The organism is Caulobacter sp. GW821-FHT10F06 (assembly GCF_058809215.1).
Window position 1 is genome coordinate 92,349 of sequence record NZ_JBXASK010000013.1, and the last position, 22,822, is coordinate 115,170.

The 22,822-nt window shown below is 68.3% G+C and carries 21 protein-coding genes and 1 pseudogene; 12 read left to right on the forward strand and 10 right to left on the reverse strand.

The genetic code is table 11. From position 1 onward, the window contains the following. Positions 1 to 8: 8 nt before the first annotated feature. Positions 9 to 1,847 (reverse strand): alpha/beta fold hydrolase, encoded by a 1,839-nt coding sequence (locus tag AC1RUS_RS23015; protein WP_492918946.1) that lies wholly within the window; start codon positions 1,845 to 1,847, stop codon positions 9 to 11. Positions 1,848 to 1,951: 104 nt separating this feature from the next. Here AC1RUS_RS23015 and AC1RUS_RS23020 point away from each other — a divergent pair, with 104 nt between their 5' ends. Next, positions 1,952 to 2,728, forward strand: coding sequence for an SDR family oxidoreductase (locus AC1RUS_RS23020; RefSeq protein ID WP_492918947.1), 777 nt, complete (start codon positions 1,952 to 1,954; stop codon positions 2,726 to 2,728). 120 nt (positions 2,729 to 2,848) lie between these two features. Here AC1RUS_RS23020 and AC1RUS_RS23025 read toward each other — a convergent pair whose 3' ends face one another. From AC1RUS_RS23025 to AC1RUS_RS23035, 3 genes are all read right to left on the reverse strand, one after another. Next, positions 2,849 to 3,475 (reverse strand): glutathione S-transferase family protein, encoded by a 627-nt coding sequence (locus tag AC1RUS_RS23025; protein ID WP_492918948.1) that lies wholly within the window; start codon positions 3,473 to 3,475, stop codon positions 2,849 to 2,851. 13 nt (positions 3,476 to 3,488) lie between these two features. Beyond that, on the reverse strand, positions 3,489 to 4,688 hold the full coding sequence (locus tag AC1RUS_RS23030) for an FAD-dependent oxidoreductase (protein ID WP_492918949.1): 1,200 nt from the start codon (positions 4,686 to 4,688) through the stop codon (positions 3,489 to 3,491). 71 nt (positions 4,689 to 4,759) lie between these two features. After that, complete coding sequence (locus AC1RUS_RS23035; RefSeq protein ID WP_492918950.1) at positions 4,760 to 5,050, reverse strand: DUF1330 domain-containing protein; 291 nt, start codon at positions 5,048 to 5,050, stop codon at positions 4,760 to 4,762. Between the two features lie 167 nt (positions 5,051 to 5,217). On the opposite strand from AC1RUS_RS23035, the gene AC1RUS_RS23040 reads away from it, so the two are divergent. From AC1RUS_RS23040 to AC1RUS_RS23070, 7 genes are all read left to right on the forward strand, one after another. Beyond that, on the forward strand, positions 5,218 to 5,964 hold the full coding sequence (locus tag AC1RUS_RS23040) for a maleate cis-trans isomerase family protein (protein ID WP_492918951.1): 747 nt from the start codon (positions 5,218 to 5,220) through the stop codon (positions 5,962 to 5,964). 16 nt (positions 5,965 to 5,980) lie between these two features. Then, complete coding sequence (locus AC1RUS_RS23045; RefSeq protein ID WP_492918952.1) at positions 5,981 to 6,895, forward strand: polysaccharide deacetylase family protein; 915 nt, start codon at positions 5,981 to 5,983, stop codon at positions 6,893 to 6,895. Between the two features lies 1 nt (position 6,896). Continuing rightward, positions 6,897 to 7,772: an isocitrate lyase/PEP mutase family protein gene (locus AC1RUS_RS23050; protein ID WP_492918953.1), complete on the forward strand. Its 876-nt coding sequence runs from the start codon at positions 6,897 to 6,899 to the stop codon at positions 7,770 to 7,772. An 18-nt stretch (positions 7,773 to 7,790) separates the two neighbouring features. Then, positions 7,791 to 8,960, forward strand: coding sequence for an FAD-dependent monooxygenase (locus tag AC1RUS_RS23055; RefSeq protein WP_492918954.1), 1,170 nt, complete (start codon positions 7,791 to 7,793; stop codon positions 8,958 to 8,960). 101 nt (positions 8,961 to 9,061) lie between these two features. After that, entirely contained in the window at positions 9,062 to 10,285 is a 1,224-nt protein-coding gene (locus AC1RUS_RS23060; RefSeq protein WP_492918955.1) for a class I SAM-dependent methyltransferase, read from the forward strand. Between the two features lie 11 nt (positions 10,286 to 10,296). Beyond that, positions 10,297 to 10,668: a hypothetical protein gene (locus tag AC1RUS_RS23065; protein ID WP_492918956.1), complete on the forward strand. Its 372-nt coding sequence runs from the start codon at positions 10,297 to 10,299 to the stop codon at positions 10,666 to 10,668. A gap of 9 nt (positions 10,669 to 10,677) precedes the next feature. Then, a complete protein-coding gene (locus tag AC1RUS_RS23070) occupies positions 10,678 to 12,258 on the forward strand; it encodes an FAD-binding oxidoreductase (protein WP_492918957.1) in 1,581 nt (526 codons plus the stop codon). A 196-nt stretch (positions 12,259 to 12,454) separates the two neighbouring features. Here AC1RUS_RS23070 and AC1RUS_RS23075 read toward each other — a convergent pair whose 3' ends face one another. The 4 genes from AC1RUS_RS23075 to AC1RUS_RS23090 all read right to left on the reverse strand — a co-directional run bounded on the left by AC1RUS_RS23075 (position 12,455) and on the right by AC1RUS_RS23090 (position 16,216). Next, positions 12,455 to 12,763 (reverse strand): hypothetical protein, encoded by a 309-nt coding sequence (locus tag AC1RUS_RS23075; RefSeq protein WP_492918958.1) that lies wholly within the window; start codon positions 12,761 to 12,763, stop codon positions 12,455 to 12,457. Between the two features lie 12 nt (positions 12,764 to 12,775). Beyond that, entirely contained in the window at positions 12,776 to 13,822 is a 1,047-nt protein-coding gene (locus AC1RUS_RS23080) for a class I SAM-dependent methyltransferase (protein ID WP_492918959.1), read from the reverse strand. An 88-nt stretch (positions 13,823 to 13,910) separates the two neighbouring features. Next, a complete protein-coding gene (locus tag AC1RUS_RS23085) occupies positions 13,911 to 14,729 on the reverse strand; it encodes an alpha/beta hydrolase family protein (RefSeq protein WP_492918960.1) in 819 nt (272 codons plus the stop codon). Beyond that, positions 14,702 to 16,216 (reverse strand): aldehyde dehydrogenase family protein, encoded by a 1,515-nt coding sequence (locus AC1RUS_RS23090; protein WP_492918961.1) that lies wholly within the window; start codon positions 16,214 to 16,216, stop codon positions 14,702 to 14,704. The genes AC1RUS_RS23085 and AC1RUS_RS23090 overlap by 28 nt, the downstream gene beginning before the upstream one ends. 164 nt (positions 16,217 to 16,380) lie before the next feature. Here AC1RUS_RS23090 and AC1RUS_RS23095 point away from each other — a divergent pair, with 164 nt between their 5' ends. Both AC1RUS_RS23095 and AC1RUS_RS23100 read left to right on the forward strand, forming a co-directional pair. Continuing rightward, the gene (locus AC1RUS_RS23095) at positions 16,381 to 17,445 is read left to right on the forward strand and encodes a serine hydrolase domain-containing protein (protein WP_492918962.1); all 1,065 of its coding nucleotides are present in this window, start codon (positions 16,381 to 16,383) and stop codon (positions 17,443 to 17,445) included. Then, a pseudogene (locus AC1RUS_RS23100) lies at positions 17,446 to 17,591 on the forward strand (hypothetical protein); the annotation flags it as partial. It lies immediately after the preceding gene. Here the strand turns inward: AC1RUS_RS23100 and AC1RUS_RS23105 are convergent. After that, positions 17,569 to 19,083 carry an aldehyde dehydrogenase family protein gene (locus tag AC1RUS_RS23105; RefSeq protein WP_492918963.1) on the reverse strand — a complete coding sequence of 505 codons (1,515 nt, stop codon included), beginning with the start codon at positions 19,081 to 19,083 and terminating at the stop codon, positions 17,569 to 17,571. The pseudogene AC1RUS_RS23100 and the gene AC1RUS_RS23105 overlap by 23 nt on opposite strands. 167 nt (positions 19,084 to 19,250) lie before the next feature. Between AC1RUS_RS23105 and AC1RUS_RS23110 the strand changes: the two genes are divergently transcribed. Continuing rightward, positions 19,251 to 20,558, forward strand: coding sequence for an MFS transporter (locus AC1RUS_RS23110; protein WP_492918964.1), 1,308 nt, complete (start codon positions 19,251 to 19,253; stop codon positions 20,556 to 20,558). Here AC1RUS_RS23110 and AC1RUS_RS23115 read toward each other — a convergent pair. Further along, positions 20,518 to 21,300 (reverse strand): IclR family transcriptional regulator domain-containing protein, encoded by a 783-nt coding sequence (locus AC1RUS_RS23115; RefSeq protein WP_492918965.1) that lies wholly within the window; start codon positions 21,298 to 21,300, stop codon positions 20,518 to 20,520. The two genes, AC1RUS_RS23110 and AC1RUS_RS23115, sit on opposite strands and share 41 nt — an antisense overlap. A 243-nt stretch (positions 21,301 to 21,543) precedes the next feature. Between AC1RUS_RS23115 and AC1RUS_RS23120 the strand changes: the two genes are divergently transcribed. After that, positions 21,544 to 22,698: a serine hydrolase domain-containing protein gene (locus AC1RUS_RS23120; protein WP_492918966.1), complete on the forward strand. Its 1,155-nt coding sequence runs from the start codon at positions 21,544 to 21,546 to the stop codon at positions 22,696 to 22,698. The last annotated feature ends 124 nt before the right edge of the window (positions 22,699 to 22,822 follow it).

Below are 22,822 nucleotides of genomic sequence, written 5' to 3' on the forward strand. Positions count from 1 at the left end.
GGGCCGTCCTACAACTTCACCACCACCTTGCCGAACCCGCCGTCGCCGGCCCGCGCATAGGCGGCCTCGATCTGGTCGAGGCTGAACACGCTGTCGATCACCGGCTTGATCCCATGCTCGGCGACGAAAGCGCTCAGCGCTAGTTGGTCGGCGCGCGAACCGACGGCCAGGGCCGAGACGCGCTGAGCGCCCATCACCAGGCCCGCGCCCGAGATGTCGCCGCCGAAACCGTCCAGGGCGCCGATCAGGGCCAGGTGACCGCCAGGCGCCAGGCAAGCCTGCGACTTGGCCAGGGTCCCGGCCCCGCCCAGCTCGACGGCATGTTGCACGCCGCCGGTGGCGTCCAGGATGGCCTTCTCCCAATCGGGCGTCGTCTCGTAATTGACCGTGACGGCCGCGCCCATCGTCTTGGCGATGGCCAGCTTGTCGTCGCTGGAGCTGATGATCGCGACCTTGGCGCCCGCCGCCACGGCGATCTGCAGCGCATACAGCGACACCCCGCCGGTGCCCAGGGTCAGCACCCAGTCGCCGGCCTGCAGACCGCCATGGGTCACGAGCGCCGCCCAGGCGGTGACGCCCGAGCAGGTCAGGGTGGCGGCGGCCTCGAAGTCCAGGTCGTCGGGGATCAGGGTCACGCCACCGGCCGACAGCACCACGTGCTGCGCCAGGACGCCCCGTCCGCCCGCGCCGAGCGACGACATCAAGGCGCTCAGGTCAGGCCGGCCGCCGGCCCAGGCCTGGAAGAAGGTCGAGGCCACGCGGTCGCCGACCTTGAAGTCGGTCACGCCCTCACCGACCGCCGCGATCTCGCCGGCGGCGTCCGACAGCGGGGTGAAGCCGTCGGCCTCGCCCACCGGATACCAGCCCTGGCGGATCATCACGTCGCGGCGATTGAGGGCCACGGCCCGCACGCGCACCAGCACCTCGCCCGGACCGGGCGTCGGAACCGGGACGATGGACTCGGCCAGCTCGAAGCCTTGGGCGGCGCGGACGAGGGAGAAGCGGCGATCGGTCATGGGCGGGGTCCACTGAAGGGGCGTATTGGGAGGCGTGGCTTCAACGCCGGCCGCGAAGGCCAGCACGGTTTCGGCGAAGATCTCGGGTTCCAGCTCGGGCGCGGCGACGCCGGTCTTGCCTTGGGGGGTGACGACGATCCCGGGCCGGGCCCTGCGGATGCGGCTGGCGAAACTGGCCAGCGGATCGTCGACCGCCTGCAGAACCGTCACCGGACAGGTTACGCGCTCGAACACCGCCGGGAAATCCTGGTCAAAGATCGCGCCGAAGGCCTGGTTTCGGCCCTCCGGCGCGCCGATCGCGCCCAGGAACTCGGTCTGCACCAGATCGGCCCGGAAGCCGGGGAACATGGTCTTCATCAAGCCCCAGGACTGGATCAGATAGGCGCCGGCCGAGTCGATCGGCGCGGCCGAGCCGACCTGGGTGCGGAACATCTCGCGCTCTTCCGCCCTGGCGAACAGCACGCCGTTCAGCAGCAGGGACCGCACGCGCTCGGGCGCGGCGACGGCGATTTCGCCGGCCAGGTGCGTGCCGGTATGGTGGCCGACAAGGTGAAAACGCTCGACGCCCAGCGCGTCGATCGCTTTCAGCAGCCAGGCGCCGTAGTCGACGGTCGAGGGCCGCGCTTTGGGCTTGAACGACTGGCCAAAGCCCGGCGTGTCCAAGGCGATCGCCGCCCGGCGGCCGGCGAGGCGTTGCAGCACCCCGTCGAAACTGGCCGAGCTGACCGGCGTGCGGTGCAGCAGGATGACGGGATCGCCGGGTCCGTCCACGCGGCGCAGGTGGATCTGGCCGGCGGCGGTGTCGGCATAGGCCTTGCGGATCGCGCTCACGACGCCTCGCTATCGGGAAGACTAGGCGTCCGTCCTAGCGACTGCCGCGCGCCGCTCCCCGCGTCCCAAGGCGTCTATCCGCAGAGCGGCGAAGATCGCGGCGCATGCGCCGACCGCCGCGCGACGGCGCCAACTCAGCGGAAATCCTGGAGGAGTTCTGCGACATGACCACGGTTCTGATCACCGGCGCCAACCGGGGCATCGGCCTCGAACACGCGCGCCAGTACGCGGCGGCGGGCGTTGAGGTCATCGCGACCTGCCGCGACCCGGCTTCGGCCGCTGATCTGCAGGCGATCGCCGCGGCCCATCCCGGCAAGGTCCGGATCGAGGCGCTGTCGGTGAACGACCCGACCTCGGTCGCCGCCATGGCCGAGCGCTTGAAGGGCGTGGCCATCGACGTGCTGATCAACAACGCCGGCACGTACGGCCCAATCCCCCTGCCCGACGGCATGGCCCACCAGACCCTGACCGGCATGGACTACGACATCTGGCAGGACATCCTGACCACCAACGTCGTCTCACCGTTCCGGATCACGGCGGCGCTGATCGACAACGTCAAGGCCAGCGATCGCAAGGTCGTGGTGATGATGTCCAGCGGCCTGGGCTCGATCGCCGCCAACGGCTTTGGCGGCTCGCACGCCTACCGCACCTCGAAGGCGGCCCTGAACATGCTGGCCAAGGGTCTGAGCGTGGAGTTGAAGCCGGACGGCGTCACGGTGATCGCGCTGGCTCCGGGCTGGACCCGCACCGCGCTGGGCGGCGACGACGCGCCCTGGTCGGTCGAGGACAGCGTGGCGGGTCAGCAGACCGTGATCGCGGGGCTGGGCCTGGAACAGAGCGGCAAGTTCATCGACCTGCAGGGCGTCGAGCAGCCCTGGTGAAATCCCTTAGGCCGTCATCCCCCGCTTTATGCGGGGAACCCAAGCCGAGCTATCGATAGGCCACCGGAAACACCGCTTGGGTCCCACGACCAAGTCGGGGGATGACAGCTTTGGTGCGGATTAGTACTCGACCGACATCCCCCGCTGCACGCCTGCCCGCGCGCCGATGAAGGCCGCGTAGCGCGCGAGGTTCGGGTACGGCGTCAGCCCGCCTTCCAGCCGCTTGGCCGAATTGCCCACCACGGGGAAGAACAGGGCGTCCAGGATCGTGAAGCGGCCGCCTAGCATGTAGTCGCGATCGGCCAGCCGCGCGTCGAACGCCGCCAGCTGCTCATGGCAGTCGGCGATGGCGCGCTCGATGACCCAGGGGGTCTTTTCGGGCGCCAGGAAGTTGGCGACGAACTGGTTGGTGAAGGCGCCGGCCACCGAGGACGACACCGCCGAGGCCCACATCATGAACTCGGCGGTCTCGGCCGCGCCCTTGGGCAGCAGCTCACCGCCGGCCTTGTCGGCCAGGTACCAGGCGATGGCCAGGGTCTCGGAGACCACGATCTCCTCGCCGCCCGGGCCTTCCTGATCGACGATGGCCGGGGCCTTGCCGAACGGGCTCAGCGCCTTGTAGGGCGGCTGCTTGTGCTCGCCCTTCAAAAGGTCGACGAGCTGGGCGCGATACGGCAGGCCCGTCTCCTCCAGCACGATGCGCGCCTTCTGGCCGTTGGCGGTCTGGACGGTGTGGAACTGGATCATGGCGTGAGCCCCTTCAGGCGGTGGCGGCCTCGAGCTCGAGGGTCTTGTACATCGACTGCACCAGCAGGTAGTCGCGGCGCGCCTCGGGGTTGGCCAGTATGCCGCGCATCTTGGCCTCACGGTCGGCGTAGGCCTGGGCCGAACCGGCCTCGAGCGCCGCCTTGTTGGCGATGGTCTGGGTCTGGATGAAGCCGTGCATCACCGCCCGCCGCTGGCGGTCGTAGCGGCTGAGCAGGGCGTCGGCGTCGCCGTCGTTGAGGATGATCTCGGCCAGCTTCTCGGTCAGGTTCCAGACATCGTGGATGCCCGAGTTCATCCCGAAGCCGCCCAGCGGATTGTTCAGATGGGCCGCGTCGCCGGCCAGCAGCACCCGGCCGACATGGTAGGTCTTGGCCACGCGCTGGTGGACCTTGTAGAGCGTGCGGTGGACGGTCTTGACCGCCTCGCCGTCGCCGATCAGGCCGTTGAAGACCGAGGCCTTCTTCTCGTCCGACAGCAGGCTCTCATCGCTCTCGTCGCCATTGGCCGGCACCAGGATCCGCCACAGCGACGGTACGCGCAGCAGCACGCACCACTCTTTCGGGTCGGCCACGTAGTTGACGTTGGCCAGCTGGTCGAAGTGATCCTCCAGCGGCCAGTCGGTGGACAGGGTCAGGAACTTCTCAGGGTAGGTGAAGCCGTCGAACTCGACGTCCAGCCACTTGCGGACGATCGAATTGGCGCCGTCGGCCCCGATCAGATAGTCGGCCTTGACCTGCTCGATGCCGAACGGCGCCTCGATCGAGATCGTCACGCCCTTGTCGTCCTGGACGAAGTGCGCCAGCCGGTGGGAAAAGCGCACCTCGCCGTTGGGGTGATCGGCCACCAGGCCGGTCATCAGGCGGGCCAGCTTGAATTGCTCGCACTGCAGCCGGTACGGATGGGCGCTGACATCGGCCAGCTCGCCCATGTCGAAGGCCATCACCTCGCCCGTCGAGCGGTTGCGATAGTGATAGATCGGCGCCCGCAGCCCTTGAGCCTCAAGCGCGTCCAGCACGCCCAGCTCCTTCATCATGTCCAGGGTCGGCGGGTGCATGGTCGAGGCGCGCAGGTCCTCGGCGCAGCGTGACCCGGACTCGAGCAGCAGTACATTGATGCCCAGCTGGGCCAGTCGATAGGCGGCGACAGACCCGACCGGGCCGGCGCCCGCGACGACGACTTGGAATCTTTCCACGGAACCTCGCTTGTCTCTTCGGTCGGTCCGGCGGCGCGATCGCGCGCGGCCGGACAGGCGATCAGGAGACGTCAGTCAACGACGATGAGGCGAACGGTGACCTCGCCGGCCCCCGCGCGCAGGGCTTTGCCGGCCTGGTATTCCGGCGAGGCGATATAGGCCTTGGCGTCGGCCGCGGTCGGGTAGCGCGAGATGACAACGCGCTCGCCCGGCGTGGCTTCGCCTTCCAGGAGCTCGCTGACGGGCCCCTTGACGACGGTCTCGCCGCCGAACGTCTCGGACAGGCCGGCGATGGCCTTCACATATTCCCCAAAGCGAGCCGGGTCGGTGATGATGGTGGTGGCGACGATATAGGCGGCCATGGGATTTCCCGTTGTGGTTCAACGGTGACCCTAAACGCGTCGCATACCCGCGCTTCGACGGGCCCCAATCCTATCCGCCAAACGGATAAGGCGTCCTGGACGGCGGCGCGAGCGCCAAGCCTGCGCCATTCCTCGCCTCGTCGCTGCAACGCACGCCGAGGAACGTCATGACGGATTCACTGGGTCATCGCCTGAAATACGCGGTCATCGCGCCCTCGACCAACACCAGCGTACAGCCCGAATATGACGACATGCGCCCGCGCGGCGTGACCAACCACTTCTGCCGCATCGCCATCCCGGACACCAAGGTCACCGATGACGAGTCGTTCATGGTGATGCTGCGGAACATCCGGGACGCCACGATGGACGCCGTCGACGTGTCGATGAGCATGGAGCCCGGCTGCGTGGTCATGGGCATGTCGGCCGAGACCTTCTGGGACGGCGCCGACGGGGCCGAGCTACTCTATCGCCGGATGCTGGAGCGCACCAAGGGCGTGCCCGTAGTGATGGGCTCCACCGCCGTCGACGCGGCGCTGAAGGCCCATGGCGGCATCAAGAAGATCGGCATCATCACACCCTACATGCCGGTCGGCGACACCCAGGTGCGCAAGTTCTTCGAGGACCAGGGTTACGAAGTGACCCAGGTGCTGGGCCTGAAGTCGCCCTCCCCGATGCTGATCGCCCACGAGACGCCCCGCACCCTAAAGCGCGCCGCCGAAGAAGTGGCCGAGGGCGCCGACGCCGTGGTCCAGTGCGGCACGAATCTCGCCTTCGCCAAGGTCGCCGCCATCGCCGAGTTCTGGCTGGAAAAGCCGGTGGTCGCGATCAACACCGCCACCTACTGGCATGCTTTGCGCAGCATGGGCATCGAAGACAAGATCGACGGCTTCGGCTCGCTTCTCCTCGAACACTAAAGGTCAGAGTACCGGCATGGACTACGATTACGTTCCGCTTCCGCAGCGCAAGCCTCTGGTCTGGCCGAACGGCGCCCGGGTCGCGCTGATCATGACCTTCAACCTTGAGACCTGGGACCTGACCAAGGACACCAAGGAGAAGTACTATGCCGGCGGGCCGCCGATCCTGCCCGACGTGCTGGCCGGCGATACGCCCGACTTCCCAAACTACACCTGGCGCGAATACGGCCAGCGCGTAGGTATCTGGCGGCTGTTCGACCTGTTCGACGAGACCGGGATCAAGGCCTCCTGCACCACCAACGCGGTGACCTTCGAGCGCCGCAAGGCCATGACCGACGCCTGCCTGGAACGCGGCTGGGAACTGCTGGCCCACAACTGGGAACAGGGCGAGCTGCTGACCGACTTCGCCCACGATCCGGCCAAGGAACGCGACATCGTCCTGCGCTCGCTGGACCAGTACGAGAAGTACGTGGGCAAGAAGGCCAAGGGCTGGCTGTCGTCGTCCCTGCGCAGCACGCTGCAGACCGCCGACATCCTGGCCGAGCAGGGCTGCACCTTCTATTGCGATCTGCTCAACGACGATCAGCCCTACCTTCTCAGGACGCCGAACGGCCCGATCGTCTCGACGCCCTATTCGAACGAGATCAACGACTTCACCCTGCTGACCCGTCGCGGGCACACCACCGACGAGTACCGCGACGTGCTGATCGAGGAACTGAACGTCCTCTACAAGGAAGGCGCGACCTCGGGCCGGCTCATGAACGTGGGCATCCACCCGCACGTCTCGGGCCGAGCCTATCGCATCCGGGCGCTGCGCGAGTTCATCCAGCACGCCAAGAGCCTGCCCGGCGTGTGGTTCGCCACCCGCGAGGAGATCGCCGCGTGGTACCTGGAAAACCACGAGAGCCACATTCCGACGGGCGGCCAATAGCATGAGCCAGGGCCCGGACGTCCTGCGTCGCCGCCTCGCCCTCGACGGCGGAAAGCGTCGGCTGCTGGCCGCTCCGGGTTGCTGGGACGGCTTCTCGGCCTTGCTGGTCGAACAGGCCGGCTTCGAGGCCGCGTTCCTGTCGGGCGCGGCGCTGTCGCTGGCCCGGCTGGGCCGGCCCGACGTCGGGCTGGTCACGGTCGGCGAATTGGCGGACGCGGTGCGGGCCATCTGCGACCGCGTCGCCCTGCCCCTGATCGTCGACATCGATACCGGCTTCGGCAACGCCCTGAACACCCAGCGTACCGTCAAGCTGCTGGAGCGCGCGGGCGCCTCGGCCTTGCAACTGGAAGACCAGACCTTCCCCAAACGCTGCGGTCACCTGCGCGGCAAGTCGGTGATCCCCAAGGCCGAGATGGTCGGCAAGGTCCGCGCCGCGCTAGACGCGCGCGACAAGACCCTGATCATCGCCCGCACGGATGCGCTCGGCGTCGAGGGCGTCGACGCCGCCATCGACCGCGCCGAGGCCTATCTGGAGGCCGGCGCCGACATCATCTTCGTGGAAGGTCCGCCTACCCTGGACCAGACCCGGGCCATCGCCGACCGCTTCGCCGCGCGCGTCCCGCTGGTCCACAACCTGGTCGAGGGCGGCATCACCGCCGTGCGTACAGGCGCGGAGTTGCAGGACCTGGGCTTCGCCATCGCGCTGCATCCGATGCTGCTGCTGCATGGCCTGGCCAAGGCTGGGCCCGAATGGCTGGCCCACCTGCGGGCCAACAGAACCACCGACGGTCTCGAAGACCAGATCCTCGACCTTTCGCGCCTCAACGCCATCGCCGGCGTCGACGCCCTGCTGGCCGACGCGGCCGCCTATGCCTGAGTCCGGAGAATAGCGTCCATGCGCCCTCAACGTCTGATCATCGCCGGCGCCGGTATCGGCGGCCTGACCGCCGCCATCGCCCTGGCGCGCGCCGGCCACGACGTCGAGGTGCTGGAGCAGGCCCCAGCCCTGGGCGAGATCGGCGCCGGCGTCACGCTGGCCCCTAACGCCATGCGGGTCTATCACCACCTGGGCCTGGCCGAGGCGATCACCGCCGCCGGGGTCGAGCCGGCCCGCCAGCGCGTGCAGCACTGGGCCGACGGTCGCGATCTGGTCGCCTTCGAGCGCGGCCAGAAGGTGCGCGACCTTTATGGCGCGCCTTACGTCTACATCCACCGCGCCGACCTGCACGCCATCCTGATCCAGGCGCTGGAAGCTACCGGCCGCGGGACCATCCACCTGTCGGCCGCCTGCGTCGGCGCCTCGATCGACGATGACAAGGCCCTGGCCCACCTGGCCGACGGCCGCACCATCGTCGGCGACGCGGTGATCGGCGCCGACGGCGTCAAGTCGGCGGTGCGCAAGGGCTTCGATCCCGGCGAGCCGCACTTCACCGGCCACGTGGTCTGGCGCGCGATCGTGCCCGTGCAGGGTCCGGTGCTGCAGGGGCTGACCGATTTCCCTGGCATCCACATCGGCCCCGGTCGGATGGCGGTGCGCTATCCGCTGCGCAACTCCACCCTGCTCAACCTCGTCTTCTTCGCCCGCCAGGAGGGCTGGGCCGAGGAAGGCTGGACCATCCCGGCCGATCTCGGCGCGCTGCGCGAAATCTTCGACGGCTGGTGCCCCGAGGTGCAGACCATGCTCGACGCGGTCGATCCAGCCGCGCTCTACAAGTGGGCCGTCTTTGCCCGCAAGCCGCTGCCGGCCTGGGTCCGCGACGGCCGCATCGCCCTGCTCGGCGACGCCGCCCACGCCATGACCCCGTTCCTGGGCCAGGGCGCCGCCGCGGCCATCGAGGACGCGCTGATCCTGGCCCGCGCCTTCGAGGCCGCCGCCGACGCGCCCGAGGCCCTGGCCCGCTACGAGGCGGCCCGCAAGGACCGCTGCGGCTTCATCCAGACCGAGTCGAACCTCAACGCCGACAGGCTGGAAGGCGACGAGGCCCACCTCTACGGCATGACCCAGATCAAGAACGAAGAAACCCTGGGCCTCTTCGCCTATGACGCGGGCGCCGTGCCGGTTTAGGCGGCTATCCGTCTGGCGGAGGATTGGTTGAATGTAAAATTTTGACTGATCGGTCCCCTTAGGACTAGGCTTCAGAAGAGCCCGGTTTTGTGGAGTCCGACATGTCCGCCGAAATGCTCAATACCTTCCAGCAGATCACCCATCCGATCCTGCCGATCGCGACTCACGACGAGGCTTCGCGCCAGGAATTCACCAAGAGCTTCAAGCAGTTCATCCAGCAGGGCCTGCTGCCGGGCCTGGGCCCGGTGTTCGGCTCGCGGGCCGGCAAGGCCTTCGAGCGCGAGCATGGCCGCGCGCCGGCCGACCGTCGCGACATCCGCGCGGCCATGGTCAAGGACCTCTACTTCCAGCACTACGCGGCGGCCAATCGCATCGCCCAGGAGCTGCTGTGGGAGGCGACCAACGTCACCATCGACCGCGAACTTCCCGAGCTGATCGAACGCGCCCAGGCGCTGTCGTCCAAGGCCACCGCCAAGCTGGACGTGCCCGAGGAGTTCGAGACCCCGCGCTACGTCACCGCCATCGATATCCACTGCATGCCGGGCGGTTATGCGGGCGAAGTGGCGCCGAACGACATCTCGACCGGCGCGCTCTATGACCGCGGCGTCTATCTGTACGCCATGGGCTATATGGGCCCGTTCAACGACGACATGGGCCGCTCGGTCTGCAACTACGTCAACCGTCGCCTGGACGGCTTCAAGCCCAAGCGGATCCTCGACCTGGGCTGCACCGTCGGCCACTCCACCCTGCCCTACAAGGAACTGTTCCCCGAGGCCGAGGTCTGGGGCGTCGACGTGGCCGCGCCGCAGGTGCGCTATGCTCACGCTCGCGCCGCCGGCCTGGGCCTGGACGTCAACTTCGCCCAGATGAACGCCGAGAAGACCCGCTTCGAAGACGGCAGCTTCGATCTGATCGTCAGCCACATCCTGCTGCACGAGACCAGCGGCAAGGCGATGCCGAAGATCTTCCAGGAGTGCCACCGCCTGCTGGCGCCCGGCGGCTACATGATCCACGCCGATCTGCCGCCGTTCGACAACATGGACGCCTTCACACAGTTCATTCTCGACAACGAGACCTGGTACAACAACGAGCCGTTCTGGGGCGCGATGCGCGAGACCGACCAGATCGCCCTGGCCAAGGCCGCCGGCTTCCCGCCCGAGACCATCAAGTTCGACACCGCGCCCATGGCCATCATGGAGTTCGTGGCCCAGCAGGCCGCCGGCTACAGCGAGGACGCCAGCGCGGCCGTCTCCGACCGTGAGTTCGCCGCCGGCGAATATGCCCCCGGCGGCGGCTGGGAAGTCCTGATCGCGCGCAAAGCCTGAGGACCTAAATCATGAACGCCTACGCCCCCCAGGCCGAGCGCCCGCACGTCATCCGTGACGCCAAGGGCAAGCGCCCGCAGTTCTACGAGACCCCGGGTCTGGACGACGCCATGTCGATGATCATGGTGCTGGCCAACGAGCTGTCGGTGCTGCGCGACCGCCTCGATTCCGCCGAACGCGTCCACGCCGCAAAGGGTCTGGACCTGGCCGCCGAGATCGAGGCTCTTCAGCTCGACCAGGCCGCCCTTGAAGAACGCGAAGCGCGTCGCCAGGATTTCCTGGGCCGCCTGTTCTACATGGCCCGCAAGGACGCCGCCGAGGCCGCCCAGGCCGACACCGCCGAGCGCTTCCGCTCGGTGATCGAAGACATCGCCAAGACCTGAGTCCAGTCCATGCCCGTCAAGTCGCGTCTCGCCCCGGCCGCCGACCTCATCTCGCGTCTGGAGACGATCGTCGGCGCGGCCAACCTGCTCGTCGGCGACGCCGTCGCGCCCTTCGCCAGCGACGTCTATCGCTCGCTGGAAACGCCGCTGGCGGTCGTTCGGCCGACCAGCGTCGAGGCGCTGCAGGCCGTGATCCGCGAGACCGTCGCGGCCGGCGTGGCGGTCGTGCCGCGCGGCGGCGGCGCGTCCTATACCGACGGCTATCTGCCGACCCGGGCCGACAGCATCCTGATCGACACCGGCGGCCTCACCAAGATCGTCGAGATCAACGAGACGGACGCCTATGTCACCGTCGAAGCCGGGGTCACCTGGGCGGCGCTAAAGGCGGCTCTCGATCCGCTCGGCCTGCGCACACCGTTCTTCGGTCCGTTCTCGGGCCTGGCCGCCACGGTCGGTGGGTCGATGTCGCAGAACGCCATCAGCCACGGCTCGGGCGCCCACGGGTCCAGCGCGGAGTCGGCGGTGTCGCTGGACGTGGTGATCGCCAATGGCGACCTGGTCCGCACCGGATCGGCCGCGCGCGGCGCCCAGCCCTTCGCTCGCTGGTACGGCCCCGATCTCTGCGGCCTATTCCTGGGTGACTGCGGTGCCCTGGGCGTCAAGGCGCGGATCACCCTGCCCCTGCTGCGCGTCAAGCCAGCGTTCCAGGCCGGCTCGTTCGCCTTCCCCGACCTGCCCAGTCTGGCCCGCGCCATGCGGGAGGCGGGTCTCGAAGGCCTCGACGACGAGCACTTCGCGATCGACGCACCTCTGGCCCAAGGCCAGATCGCCCGCCAGGACAAGGCCGCCGTCGTGCAGATGGCGCTCTCGGTGATGCGCACCTCGCCGTCGTTGGTCAGCGGCGTGAAGCAGCTCGTGAAGATGGCTGTGGCCGGCGACCGCGCCCTGCGAGCGGCCGAGTACATGGTGCACTACATCCTCGAAGGGACCGACGATCGCGAGGCCAAGGCCAAGCTCGATCGCCTGCGCACCCTGATGACCCGCGAGGGCGTCGAGATCCCCAACACCATGCCGACCATCGTGCGCGGCATGCCGTTCGCGCCGCTGTTCAACGTGCTGGGCCCCAAGGGCGAGCGCTGGGCGCCGATGCACGGCATCCTGGCCCACAGCCAGGTCGCGCCGTTCCACGAAGCGCTGGAAGCCCTCTATGCCAGCTACGCCGAGGAGATGACCCGTCGCGGCGTCTGGCGCGGCGGCATGTTCGAGGTCCTGCGGCCGTCGGGCTTCCTCTACGAGGTCGCCCTCTACTGGCCCGGCAAGCGCAGCGCCTATCACGAAAGCGTCCTGCCGGCCGACTATCTGGCGGGCCTGGCCACCTTCGAGGACGCCGACGGCACGGCCGAGTTCGTGCATGCGCTGAAGGCGCAGATCATCGATCTCTACAGCCGCTTCGGCGCCACGCACTTCCAGCTGGGCAAGCTGTTTCCGTATGCCGATGTGTTGGAGCAGCCGGCGCTGGATCTGGTGCGCGCGGTCAAGGCGGCGGTCGATCCCAAAGGTCTGATGAACCCTGGGGCGCTGGGGCTCTAACACTGAACGATCCTCCCCCTCTGGGGGAGGTGGCCCAGAGGGCCGGAGGGGGTCCTCTCCGGCCTATTCCGTTGAGGACCCCCTCAGTCGCTCCGCGACAGCTCCCCCAGAGGGGGAGCATCTTCCAACCGCCAAACAAAAAGGGCGCGAACCTCTCGGTTCGCACCCTCTCGTTCGCCCCTGCGCGGGGAGATCGTCAGCTCTTGGCTTCGGGCGCGGCCCGCAGCGATCGCAGGATATTCTGGACCATCACGTCGCGCTTGGCATTCAGTTGGCCCTGCAGCTCCGGGCTCGGCTGGAAGTCGTCGACCTCGGCGGCGGCCAGCACGCCGTGCTTTTCCAGCACAGCCTCCAGCACGTGGACGCGGTCGGTCAGAACCCAGACTTCGCGGGTCAGGGACAGCAGGGCCTCGCCCAGGTCGTCCAGCTGGTCGACGGTCAGCATCCGGCGGTTCACCGGCTCGGAGATCGGGCGTTCGAAGATCTTGGGAGTCATGGCGTTCATGGTGTTCCGAACTCAGGCGGGCTTGTGGGCGCGCAGCACATAGTAGGCGTGGGTCGGGGCCTGGGTGGCGCCCTCGACGTCGACGAAGCCGATGTCCTTGCAGATCTGGATCAGATCCATGCTGGCCGAGGCGCGCCAGTAGGGCTCTCCGCCCCACTTGGCCAGGTAGTCGTAGCGCCAGGAACTTAGCTTATCGATCTCAGCGTAGCGCGGCACGTCGGCCATGATGATGTCACCGCCCGGCTTCAGCATTCGGAAGGCCTCTTCCAGGATCGACTTGATGATCCGCGGCGGAGCTTCGTGGAACAGGATGAAGGTGGTGACCAGGTCGAAGCTCTCATCGGCGAAACCGGAGTTCTCGCCGCCCTTGACCATCAGCTTCCAGTTCCAGCCCTTCTCGTTGGCCACGCGGCGGGCCTGTTCGAGCATGCGGGCCGACAGGTCGATGCCGGTGATCTGGGCTTCCGGGAAGGTCTCCTGCAGGGCCTGGGTGAAGTGGCCCGAGCCGCAGCCGATATCGAGGATTTCCTTGTAGTCGCGGCGCGGGGCCTGCTGGGCGGCGGCCCGGCGTTGGCCAAAGATGTCGCCGCCGTAGCCGCGCGCCACCAGTTGCTTGTGCACCAGCTCGCCGTGGACATAGCCGGTGTGGTCGATGTGATCCCAGCCGCCGGTGGTGCGGTGGAACCACACCTTGCTCCAGTAGCTGGGGGCCGGCTCGCCGTCGCCGTAGTCCAGCGTGGCGGGACCTTCGTCGAGGCTCTTCAGATAGGGCTCGATGGCGGCGCGACGCTCCTCGAAGGCTTCGTCGCAGTGCGCGCCGTGGGTGCGCGAGGCCCACTCGCCGAACAGCTCGCGGATCTTGAAGATCTTGGAGTCGGCCAGGGTCTCGACGACCAGCGCGTGCCGCTCGTCCATGTCGTCGGGCATTGTCTGAGCGTTGACGCCCTTCATGGCCAGTTCGGCCTCAGCCGCGAAGTGCAGGCCGAAGGTCGCCTTCGATATCCCCGCCTGGAAATCGAGCGACGCCCGACCGCGTTGAGCCAGAGCCGGAGCTTCCATGGGACACCTCGAAAACTGTTTGATGACAGAAACTTAGACCCGAAAGTCCAATCTGAAAGGTCCCGCAACCCGCTTATCCGCTGTTCGGTCAGCGCAGGGCCAGATTTTCGCTCGCGACACGATTGGAGAGGCTTTTCAGGGCTTGCGCGTCGCCCGCGGCGTAGGCCAGCATGAGCTCGGCCGACACGGCGACAGCCTGCGCAAAACCGGCGTCCTGGGTCGGTCCCGGCAATTCGGCCCGGCAGATCAGGCCGCCGAAATAGTGGTCGACGCCCTCCAGCACGAGGCTGTGCTTGTCGCCCGGCGCGGCGGCTTCCCAGGCGATCAGGCGCATGCGCCAGTCGTCGACGAAGCCTGGCAGAACGTCGGCGTCGCCGGTCTGGATCAGGGCGGGCGCGGTGAGGCCGGCGAAGCCTTCGGCGGCGATCAGGCCCGGCGTCACCGGCGGCGGCGACAGGGCGACCACGGCCTTCACCCGCGCATCGAACGGCGAGACCGGCGCGGCGACGACCGCTCCACCGGCGGCCAGAGCCAACAGAGCGCCGAACGAGTGCCCCGCGGCGGCGAGACCGCCCTCCCCGTCGGCCGCCAGCCAATTCAGCGTTGCCCGCTGGTCTTCCAGCCGCGTGCGCCAGACGGCGCCCTGGTCGAAGCTGGCGCGGTCGGGATGGTCGGCGCTGTCGACATGCAGCGGCGCGGCGACCAGCAGGCCCCGCTCCGCCCAGCCTTCCAATAGCGGCTGGTACTTGGCCGGCGACGAGAACGCCCCGTGCGAGAAAGCGACCCGCGCCCGCACCGGTCCGGCCGGACGCACGACGGTCAGCTGCAGCGCGCGCTCGCCAATGTCGAGCGCGATGATGTCGGTCTGGACGGCCATGCTCAAACGACCGCGCAGACGGTCTTCCATTCCAGGTAGCTGTCCAGCGCCACCTGGCCGCTGTCGCGCCCCCAGCCCGAGGCCTTCACCCCGCCGATGGGCAGGCTGTTGTCGTACATCGAGTGGCAGTTGATCCACACGGTGCCAGCCCGCAGGCGGCGCGAGATGCGGTGGGCGTGCGATAGGGACTCCGTCCACAGGCTGGCGGCCAGGCCGTATTCGCTGTCGTTGGCGGCGGCGATAACCTCGTCGACGTCATCGAAAGCCTGGGCGACGACGACCGGGCCGAACACCTCTTCTCGAACGATAGCCATGTCGGCGGTGACCCCGGCGACGACGGCGGGCGAGACGAAGGTCCCGGCCTCGCCCAGCAGCGCGCCGCCCGTGACGATCTCCGCGCCGGCCGCCTTGGCGGCAGAGACGAAGCCGGCCACGCGTTCGGCCTGCTTGCCCGAGACCAGCGGACCCATGTGCGTCGACGGATCCAGGCCATGGCCAAGCACCGTGCCGCGGGCCTGGGCGGCGACGCCCTCGACCACGCGGTCATAGATCGAGCGGTGCGCATAGAGCCGCGAACCAGCCACGCAGACCTGGCCGGCGTTGAAGAAGATGGCGTTGGCCGCGCCGGGGATGGCCAGGTCGAGATCGGCGTCCGGCAGGATCACCACCGGCGACTTGCCGCCCAACTCCAGGGTCACCTTCTTGAGGTTGCCCTTGGCGGCGTCGAGGATGGCCCGGCCCGTCTGGGTCGAGCCCGTGAAGGCCACCTTGTCGACGTCCTTGTGGGCGGCCAGCGCCGCGCCGGCATCCGCGCCCAGGCCCGTGATGACGTTCAGAACGCCCGGCGGGAAGCCGGCCTGATCGAACAGTTGCCCCAGGCGAATAGCGGTCAGAGAGGTGTCCTCGGCGGGCTTCAGCACCACGGTGCAGCCGGCGGCCAGGGCCGGCGCCAGCTTCATGGCGGTCAGCACCAGCGGCGAGTTCCACGGCACGATAGCCCCGACCACCCCGACCGGCTCGCGCAGCGTCCAGGCGGCGACCTGCTTGCCGGCCGGCTGGTAGTTGATCGAGGTGTCGATGGTCCGCCCCTCGATGGCGTTGGCCAGGCCCGCGAAATAGCGGAACTGGTTCACCGCGCCGGGGATCTCGGCCCAGCGGCCGACATAGAGCGGCTTGCCCTGATCCAGGGTCTCCAGCTCGGCCAACTCGTCGATATTGGCTTCGATCAGGTCGGCCACGGCCCACAGCAGGCGCGAGCGCTGCATCGGGGTGAAGGAGGGCCAGTCGCCGCCATCGAAGGCCTTGCGGGCGGCGGCCACGGCGGCGTCGACATCGGCGGCGCCGGCCTTGGCCATGTCAGCCAGCACCTTGCCGGTGGCCGGATCGCGGGTCTCGAAGGTGTCACCGCTGGCCGCGTCCACCCACTGGCCGCCGATGAACAGCTGCTTGCGGCGGACGGCCAGGAAGGCGCGAGCGCCTTCGGTCTGGGGCTCAACGGCCCGGACGATGAAGGTCATCTCATACTCCCCGACGCGACAGTGTCAGCCTGGACGTTAGCCCTTGAGGGGCCTGCGCAAAGGCCCGCCGAAGCCGCTATCCGCAGCGCGGTCAGCCTCGCGCGCGCGCCGTCGAAAACATCGCTACAGCCTAGTCTCAAGTCAGGTTTTTGGAGTTGAGACGCATGGCGCCGAACGGACGCGGAGTGGACGTGATCGAGGGCTACGCGCCCCTGCGGACGGCGGCGGGCGCGAGCGCGCCGGCGGTGTTCGAGGTGGTCGCCGGCGGCGTCTCCACCGAAGCCTTGGCGGCCGCGCAGGCCTGGTCCGACGCCCATGACGGCCTGGCCCTGCTGGTCTGGCAGGGCGGCGCGCTGCGCTACGAACAATACGCCCCGCACCTGACGGCGGCCAACCGCTTCGAGACCTTCTCGATGCACAAGACGGTGCTGGGCCTGCTCTACGGCGCGGCGATCCGCGACGGCGCGATCGCCAGCATCGACGATCCGGTCGGGACCTATATCGCTGAATGGGCGGACAATCCGCGCGGCGCCATCCCGCTGCGCCATCTGCTGGGCATGAGCTCGGGCCTGACGTTCCACAGCCTCGACAAGGGCGATCCGCAGGCTCTGAAGCTGATGCTGGGCGACCGGATCAGCCACACGGCTCTAGAGACTAAGATTGACCAGCCGTTCGGCGCCAAGTTCGACTACTACAATGTCGATGCCCAGATCGCCGGGATCGCGCTGGACCGCGCGCTGAAGGCCAAGGGCCTGGGCGACTACGCTAGCTATCTGTCCAAGGCCCTGCTGGCGCCGATCGGCGCGGGCGACGTTGTGCTGTGGGTCGAGCGCGAGGACGGCGATCCCCGCTTCTTCGCCGGCCTGCAGGCCACCGCCCGCGATTGGCTGCAGGTGGGTCGCCTGATCGCCGGCGGCGGCGCGATCGATGGCCGGCAAATCATCCCAGCCGACTGGATCGCGACGATGTCGGCGGCCAATCCGCTGAACCCGGCCTATGGCCTGCTGATCTGGCGCGGCGCGGCCTGGAGCGAGAAGCGGTCTTACGGCCCCTCGACGATGTACGCCGCGCCGCACAGCGCGCCGTTCGCGATCGAGGATCTGGTCTATCTCGACGGCTTCGGCGGCCAGCGGGTCTATGTCTCGCCGTCGCGAGACCTGGTGATCGTGCGGACCGGCCGGCCAAGGCTGGACTTCGACGACGCGGCGCTGCCGAATTTGCTGGCTTGACGCCGTACGTCCTTCGAGGCTCGGCTACGCCTCGCACCTCAGGATGAGGAATTCAGAGCAACCATGCTCCTCATCCTGAGGCGCCCGCGCAGCGGGCCTCGAAGGACGCACGCGCGAGAATCTCTAGGCAATCGGCCCCAGATTGACGCTGATCGCCTTCGTCTTGAGATAGGCGTCGATCCCCTCGCGGCCGAACTCGCGACCCCAGCCCGATTGGCGGTTGCCGCCGAACGGGGTCTCGGGGCTCAGGGCGGCGTGGACATTGACCCCGACCTGGCCGCTGTCGATGGCGCGGGCCATGCGGTGGGCGCGGGTCAGGTCCTTGGTCCAGACCGAGCCCGACAGGCCAAAGGTGGTGTCGTTGACCGCCGCCAGCAGGCCGGCGTCATCGCCGTCCTTGAACACCTGCACGCCCAGCACCGGACCGAACACCTCCTCGCGCGCCAGCTTCATCGACGGCTCCACGTCGCGGAACACGGTCGGGGCGACATAGTGGCCAGGGCCGTCCGGCACCTGGCCAGCATGGGCCAGGGTCGCGCCCTCGGCCTTGGCGGCGGCGACATGCTCCAGCACCCGCGCCTTTTGGCGAGCCGAGACCAGCGGACCGATCATGGTGGTCGGGTCCAGGCCCGGGCCGACCTTCAGATAGTTGGCGGTCTGGGCGATCCCCTCGATCACCGCGTCGGCGACGGCCTCGTGTACGAACAGGCGCGTGCCGGCCATGCAGTTCTGGCCCGACAGGAAGAAGCAGGCCATGGCCGCCGACGGAATGGCGTCGGCCAGATCGGCGTCGGGGAAGATCACGAACGGCGACTTGCCGCCCAACTCCAGGGTCACGCGCTTGAGGTCATGGCTGACGGCGCGGACGATCTCTTTGCCCACGGCGGTCGAGCCGGTGAACGAGATCTTGTTGACGCCCGGATGGGCCACCAAAGCCGCGCCGATGTCGTGGCCGTGGCCGTGGATCAGGTTGAAGGTCCCCTCGGGACCACCGGCTTCCAGCCAGAGCTTGGCCACGAAGGTCGAGGTCAGCGGTGTCAGTTCGGCGCTCTTCAGAACCAGCGTGCAGCCCGACGCCAGGGTCGGGGCCAGCTTCAGGATGATCATCGAGACCGGCACGTTCCACGGCACGATCGCACCGACCACGCCGACCGGCTCGCGCACGGTGTAGACCAGCAGGTCCAGCGCCTCGCGGCCATTGGCCCGGGCCGGAATGGTCGAACCCTCGAGCTTGGTGGCCAGCCCGGCATAGTAGCGGACATAGTCTGCGCAGAAGCCGGCGATGGTCGCGCCCGAAAGGCTGATGGGCATGCCGTTCTCGATGCTCTCGATCTCGGCCAGCTTGGCGGAGTCGCGCTCCAGCAGGTCGGCGAAGCGCAGCATGATCCGCGCGCGGTCTGCCCCCGAGGTCCCGCTCCAGCTCGGCAAGGCCTTGCGCGCGGCGGCCACGGCGGCGTCGACATCCTCGAGCGACGCGGCGCGGACCTTGGCGACGATGCTCTCCGTCGACGGATCCTCGACCTCGATCACCGTCTCGGACCGCCCCTCGACGAAGGCGCCGCCGATCAACAGGGCATGCGGCTGGGCCAGGAAGGCCTGGGCCTCGGCGGACGGACCGAACGGGGTCGCTTCACTCACGGGTATGCTCCTTGGGGAACGCTAGACGGACAAAACCTAGGCCGCGACCGCCGCGTCGGCGGGCTCGCGCCCCGCCCTCCCCGCCTGTCGGTCAGGCCGCGCGAAGCGGTGGCGACGCGCGACCGGCCTGCCCGACTGTGAGCCTGGGGCATTGGGGGATGACGACGATGAGCGACGTTCGCGACGAATTCCGCAGAGGCTGGCGCGTGGTGCTGTCGGCCGGCGTGGGCGTGGGCTGCGGCATCAGCCTGCAGCAATATGTCGGCTCGTTGTTCGTAAAGGCCTTGCAACAGGACCTGGGCTGGACCCGGGGCCAGATCGCCCAGGCGCAAGGCGCGGCCCTGACGGCCCTGATCGTGGCGCCGGTGCTGGGCTGGCTGATGGATCGCATCGGCGTGCGGCCGGTCGCCATCGTCTCGGCGGTGCTGCTGGCCCTGGTCTATGGCGCCTTCGCGGCGATGCCGCCGGTGCTGGGCGTGTTCTACGGCCTCTTCGCCCTGCTGGTGATGCTGGGCTCGGGCACCGGCCCGATCGGCCACACCCGAGCGGTCAACACTTGGTTCGACAAGGGCCGCGGCCTGTCGCTGGGCCTGACCCTGACCGGCGTCTCGCTGGTGGCGGCGCTGATGGCGCCCGCCTTGAGCTTCGTGATCGAACATTTCGGCTGGCGCGCCGGCTATCTGGCCCTGGGCGCCCTGTCGCTGGTGGTGGCCCTGCCGACGATCGTCACCGGCCTGTGGGAGCGTCAGCGCTGGCTGGCCCGCAACGGCGGCGGCGAGGCCGAGACGGCGGCCGCCCAGCGCGCCGCCCAGGTGGGCCTGACCGCGCGCCAGGCGCTGAAGACCCCACGCTTCTACGTGCTGTCCCTGGCCATCCTGCTGGCCACCGCCGGCCTGACCGGCGTGATCAGCCAGCTGCAGCCGATCCTGACCGACCAGGGCATGAAGGCCGGTGCGGCGGGCTGGCTGATCTCGCTGCTGGCGCTGTCGGTGATGCTGGGCCGGGTCGTGGTCGGCTGGGCCGTCGACCGGTTCTGGGCTCCGATTCCCGCCGCCATCGCCCTGGCCATGCCCGCCTTGGGCGTGCTGCTGCTGATGGTCAGCGGAGGCCACGTGGCCGCCGCCGTGCTGGCCGTGCTGCTGATCGGCGCGGCGCAGGGCGGCGAGGTCGATGTCGCGGCCTTCTTCGTGGCGCGCTATTTCGGCATGCGTTCGTACGGCGCGATCTACGCCCTGATCGGCATCGCCATCTCGATCGGCGTGCCGATCGGCGCCATCGGAGTCGGCCAGCTCTACGATCACGACGGCAATTATCAGCGGGCGCTGATCTTCGCCGCGGTGGGCTTCGTGCTCAGCGCCGTCCTGATCCTGCTGATGGGACGCTATCCGCAACTGCAGGACCAGGACGAAGCGAAGGCCGACATCGCGCCCGGGATCACGCCGCTTGCGACATCGGCTGGCACAGGTCCCGGCTGATCGCGTCGGCCGTGGCCCTGAGCTTGTCGGTATACATCTGAGCGGCTTCACCCATCTTCATCGACGAGCTGAAGAACACCAGCACCAGCGCGCCGCAGACCCCGTCGCTGTTGAAGATCGGCGCGCCGATCGACGAGGTCTTGCCGGGGGTCGCCGTATAGGGATTGCGGCCCTTGGTGGCGTAGCCAGCGTCGACCACGTCGGCGAACAGGCCGCCGGACTCCGCATATTGCAGGGTCAGAGGATCGACCTGACCCTCGCCCCGGCGATAGGCGTCCAGCACCGCGCGCTGCTCTTCCTGGCTGGCGAAGGCCAGATAGGCCTTGCCCGCCGCGCTCTCCAGGATCGGCAGGGTATAGCCCGGATAGTAGTTGTTCAGGGTCAGCGACGTCATGGTGTGGGTGGAGTCGCGGATCATCATCTGCTGGCCCACGCGCGTGGCGATCGACACCGGCCAGGTGACCTTGGCGGTCAGGTCGACGATGTGCGGACGGGCGCAGGCGACCAGGCGATCGCTCTCCTGGAACCCGTGCGACAGCGATTGCACCAGCATGGTCGGGCGATAGCGCTTGCGCGACGGCTCGCGCTCGATCAGCCGCTCGTGCAGCAGGGTCTGGACGATGCGGCAGGCGGTCGGATAGGGCACGCCCGAGGTCTGGGCGATCTCCATCATCGACAGCGAACCGCGCCGGTTGATCGCCTGCAGCACCGAAATGCAGCGGCTGATAGCTCTGATCGGCACACCTTTTTCCATAGGTGAATTCCCTCCGTTTACGTGGACACCAGACCGAAGGCGGGGCCTCGCTGACGACAATGCCGTCTGGTTATCCGCTCACCGGACAGCCATTCGAGGTCCCGACGCCGCTTGGGCCATCATTTGTGCGTCGTCTGCTCTTTCGCAGAGCGGATATTTGACCACACGGTCAACTAAGTGGCAAATCCCGCATTAGGGTGCAGGCGTACGAATTTCAGGAGCTGCGCGCCCATGGCCACACCCGACATCCGAGCCGTCGCTCTACCCGAGGATGAAGCCGTTTATCTTCAGAGGTTTACGGCGGCGGCGAATGCCCCTGCGGAAACCTACGACACGGTCGAGGCTGTGCCCGGCGCGCGGAATCGGACCCTGCTTCCGCACGCCCAGCCGGGCGAACGGACGGTCTCCGACGAGGCCCTCGAGCGCGCCGCGGCCTATGCGGCGGCCAACAACTCCAAGGCCTTCATGGTCTGGCGCGACGGCAAGCTGGAGCACGAGGCCTATTTCGGCGGGGCCAGCCGCCCTGCCCTGCTGGCCTCCAAGTCCCTGGCCAAGCCGCTGACCGCCATCGCCGTCGGCCGCGCCATCGCCCTGGGCAAGATCACGTCGCTGGACCAGTCGGTCGCCGACTTCATCACCGAGTGGCAGGGCACGCCCAAGGCGGCGATGCTGGTGCGCCATACACTGGACATGCGCTCGGGCCTGCTAGCCCAGGGCTTCAGCATCGACCCGGCCAATATCTGGAACCGCTCGTACCTGCATCCCCGGCACGACGACATCCTGATCCACGAGTACCCGCTCGCGAACCCGCCGGGCAGCCGCTACGACTACGCCAACGCCACGTCGGAGCTGGTGGCCCTGATCATCGAGCGCGCCACCGGCCGTCGCTATGCCGAGTTCGTGTCCGAAGAGGTGCTCAAGCCCCTCGACGCGCCGGGCGGCCAGGTCTGGGTCGACCGTCCCGGCGGCCTGGCCCATTCGGGCTGCTGCATCCTGCTGCCGGCCGAGAGCTGGCTGCGCATGGCCATGCTGCTGATCGACGACGGCGTCCAGGACGGCGTACGACTGCTGCCCGAGGGCTATGTGGACGCGATGCGCACGCCCACGCGGGAGAACCCGCACTATGGCATGGGCGTCTATATTGGCGCGCCCTATCTGGAGCGGCGCGGCTGGGCCGCTCCCGACGCGCCGTGGCCCAAGGTGCTGCATAGCGAGCCCTATGCGGCCAACGACCTCTACCTGTTCTGCGGCAACTCCAACCAGGTGGTCTACATCGTGCCGTCCAAGCGGCTGATCGTGCTGCGCCTGGGCGACATACCGCCCAAGACGCCCGAGTGGGACAACAGCGTCCTGGCCAACCTGATCTTGGGCGGGCTGAAGGGCTAAGGCCCTAAGGGATCCGAATCCGGACCTCGCCCTTCGACAGCTCAGGGTGAGCAACTGTCTTGAGGTTATGCGATTGCGGAACGCCATGGTGCGTTGTCGCGGAGCATGGCGTTGAGGATGGTGA

Coding starts and splice junctions, on each gene's coding strand:
- AC1RUS_RS23070 (WP_492918957.1), top strand. CDS start 10,678: ATGCCCGTCAAGTCGCGTCTCGCCCCGGCCGCCGACCTCATCTCGCGT.
- AC1RUS_RS23095 (WP_492918962.1), top strand. CDS start 16,381: ATGGCGCCGAACGGACGCGGAGTGGACGTGATCGAGGGCTACGCGCCC.
- AC1RUS_RS23110 (WP_492918964.1), top strand. CDS start 19,251: ATGAGCGACGTTCGCGACGAATTCCGCAGAGGCTGGCGCGTGGTGCTG.
- AC1RUS_RS23060 (WP_492918955.1), top strand. CDS start 9,062: ATGTCCGCCGAAATGCTCAATACCTTCCAGCAGATCACCCATCCGATC.
- AC1RUS_RS23020 (WP_492918947.1), top strand. CDS start 1,952: ATGCGCCGACCGCCGCGCGACGGCGCCAACTCAGCGGAAATCCTGGAG.
- AC1RUS_RS23065 (WP_492918956.1), top strand. CDS start 10,297: ATGAACGCCTACGCCCCCCAGGCCGAGCGCCCGCACGTCATCCGTGAC.
- AC1RUS_RS23035 (WP_492918950.1), bottom strand. CDS start 5,050: ATGGCCGCCTATATCGTCGCCACCACCATCATCACCGACCCGGCTCGC.
- AC1RUS_RS23045 (WP_492918952.1), top strand. CDS start 5,981: ATGGACTACGATTACGTTCCGCTTCCGCAGCGCAAGCCTCTGGTCTGG.
- AC1RUS_RS23040 (WP_492918951.1), top strand. CDS start 5,218: ATGACGGATTCACTGGGTCATCGCCTGAAATACGCGGTCATCGCGCCC.
- AC1RUS_RS23120 (WP_492918966.1), top strand. CDS start 21,544: ATGGCCACACCCGACATCCGAGCCGTCGCTCTACCCGAGGATGAAGCC.
- AC1RUS_RS23090 (WP_492918961.1), bottom strand. CDS start 16,216: ATGACCTTCATCGTCCGGGCCGTTGAGCCCCAGACCGAAGGCGCTCGC.
- AC1RUS_RS23080 (WP_492918959.1), bottom strand. CDS start 13,822: ATGGAAGCTCCGGCTCTGGCTCAACGCGGTCGGGCGTCGCTCGATTTC.
- AC1RUS_RS23050 (WP_492918953.1), top strand. CDS start 6,897: ATGAGCCAGGGCCCGGACGTCCTGCGTCGCCGCCTCGCCCTCGACGGC.
- AC1RUS_RS23055 (WP_492918954.1), top strand. CDS start 7,791: ATGCGCCCTCAACGTCTGATCATCGCCGGCGCCGGTATCGGCGGCCTG.
- AC1RUS_RS23085 (WP_492918960.1), bottom strand. CDS start 14,729: ATGGAAGACCGTCTGCGCGGTCGTTTGAGCATGGCCGTCCAGACCGAC.
- AC1RUS_RS23025 (WP_492918948.1), bottom strand. CDS start 3,475: ATGATCCAGTTCCACACCGTCCAGACCGCCAACGGCCAGAAGGCGCGC.
- AC1RUS_RS23075 (WP_492918958.1), bottom strand. CDS start 12,763: ATGAACGCCATGACTCCCAAGATCTTCGAACGCCCGATCTCCGAGCCG.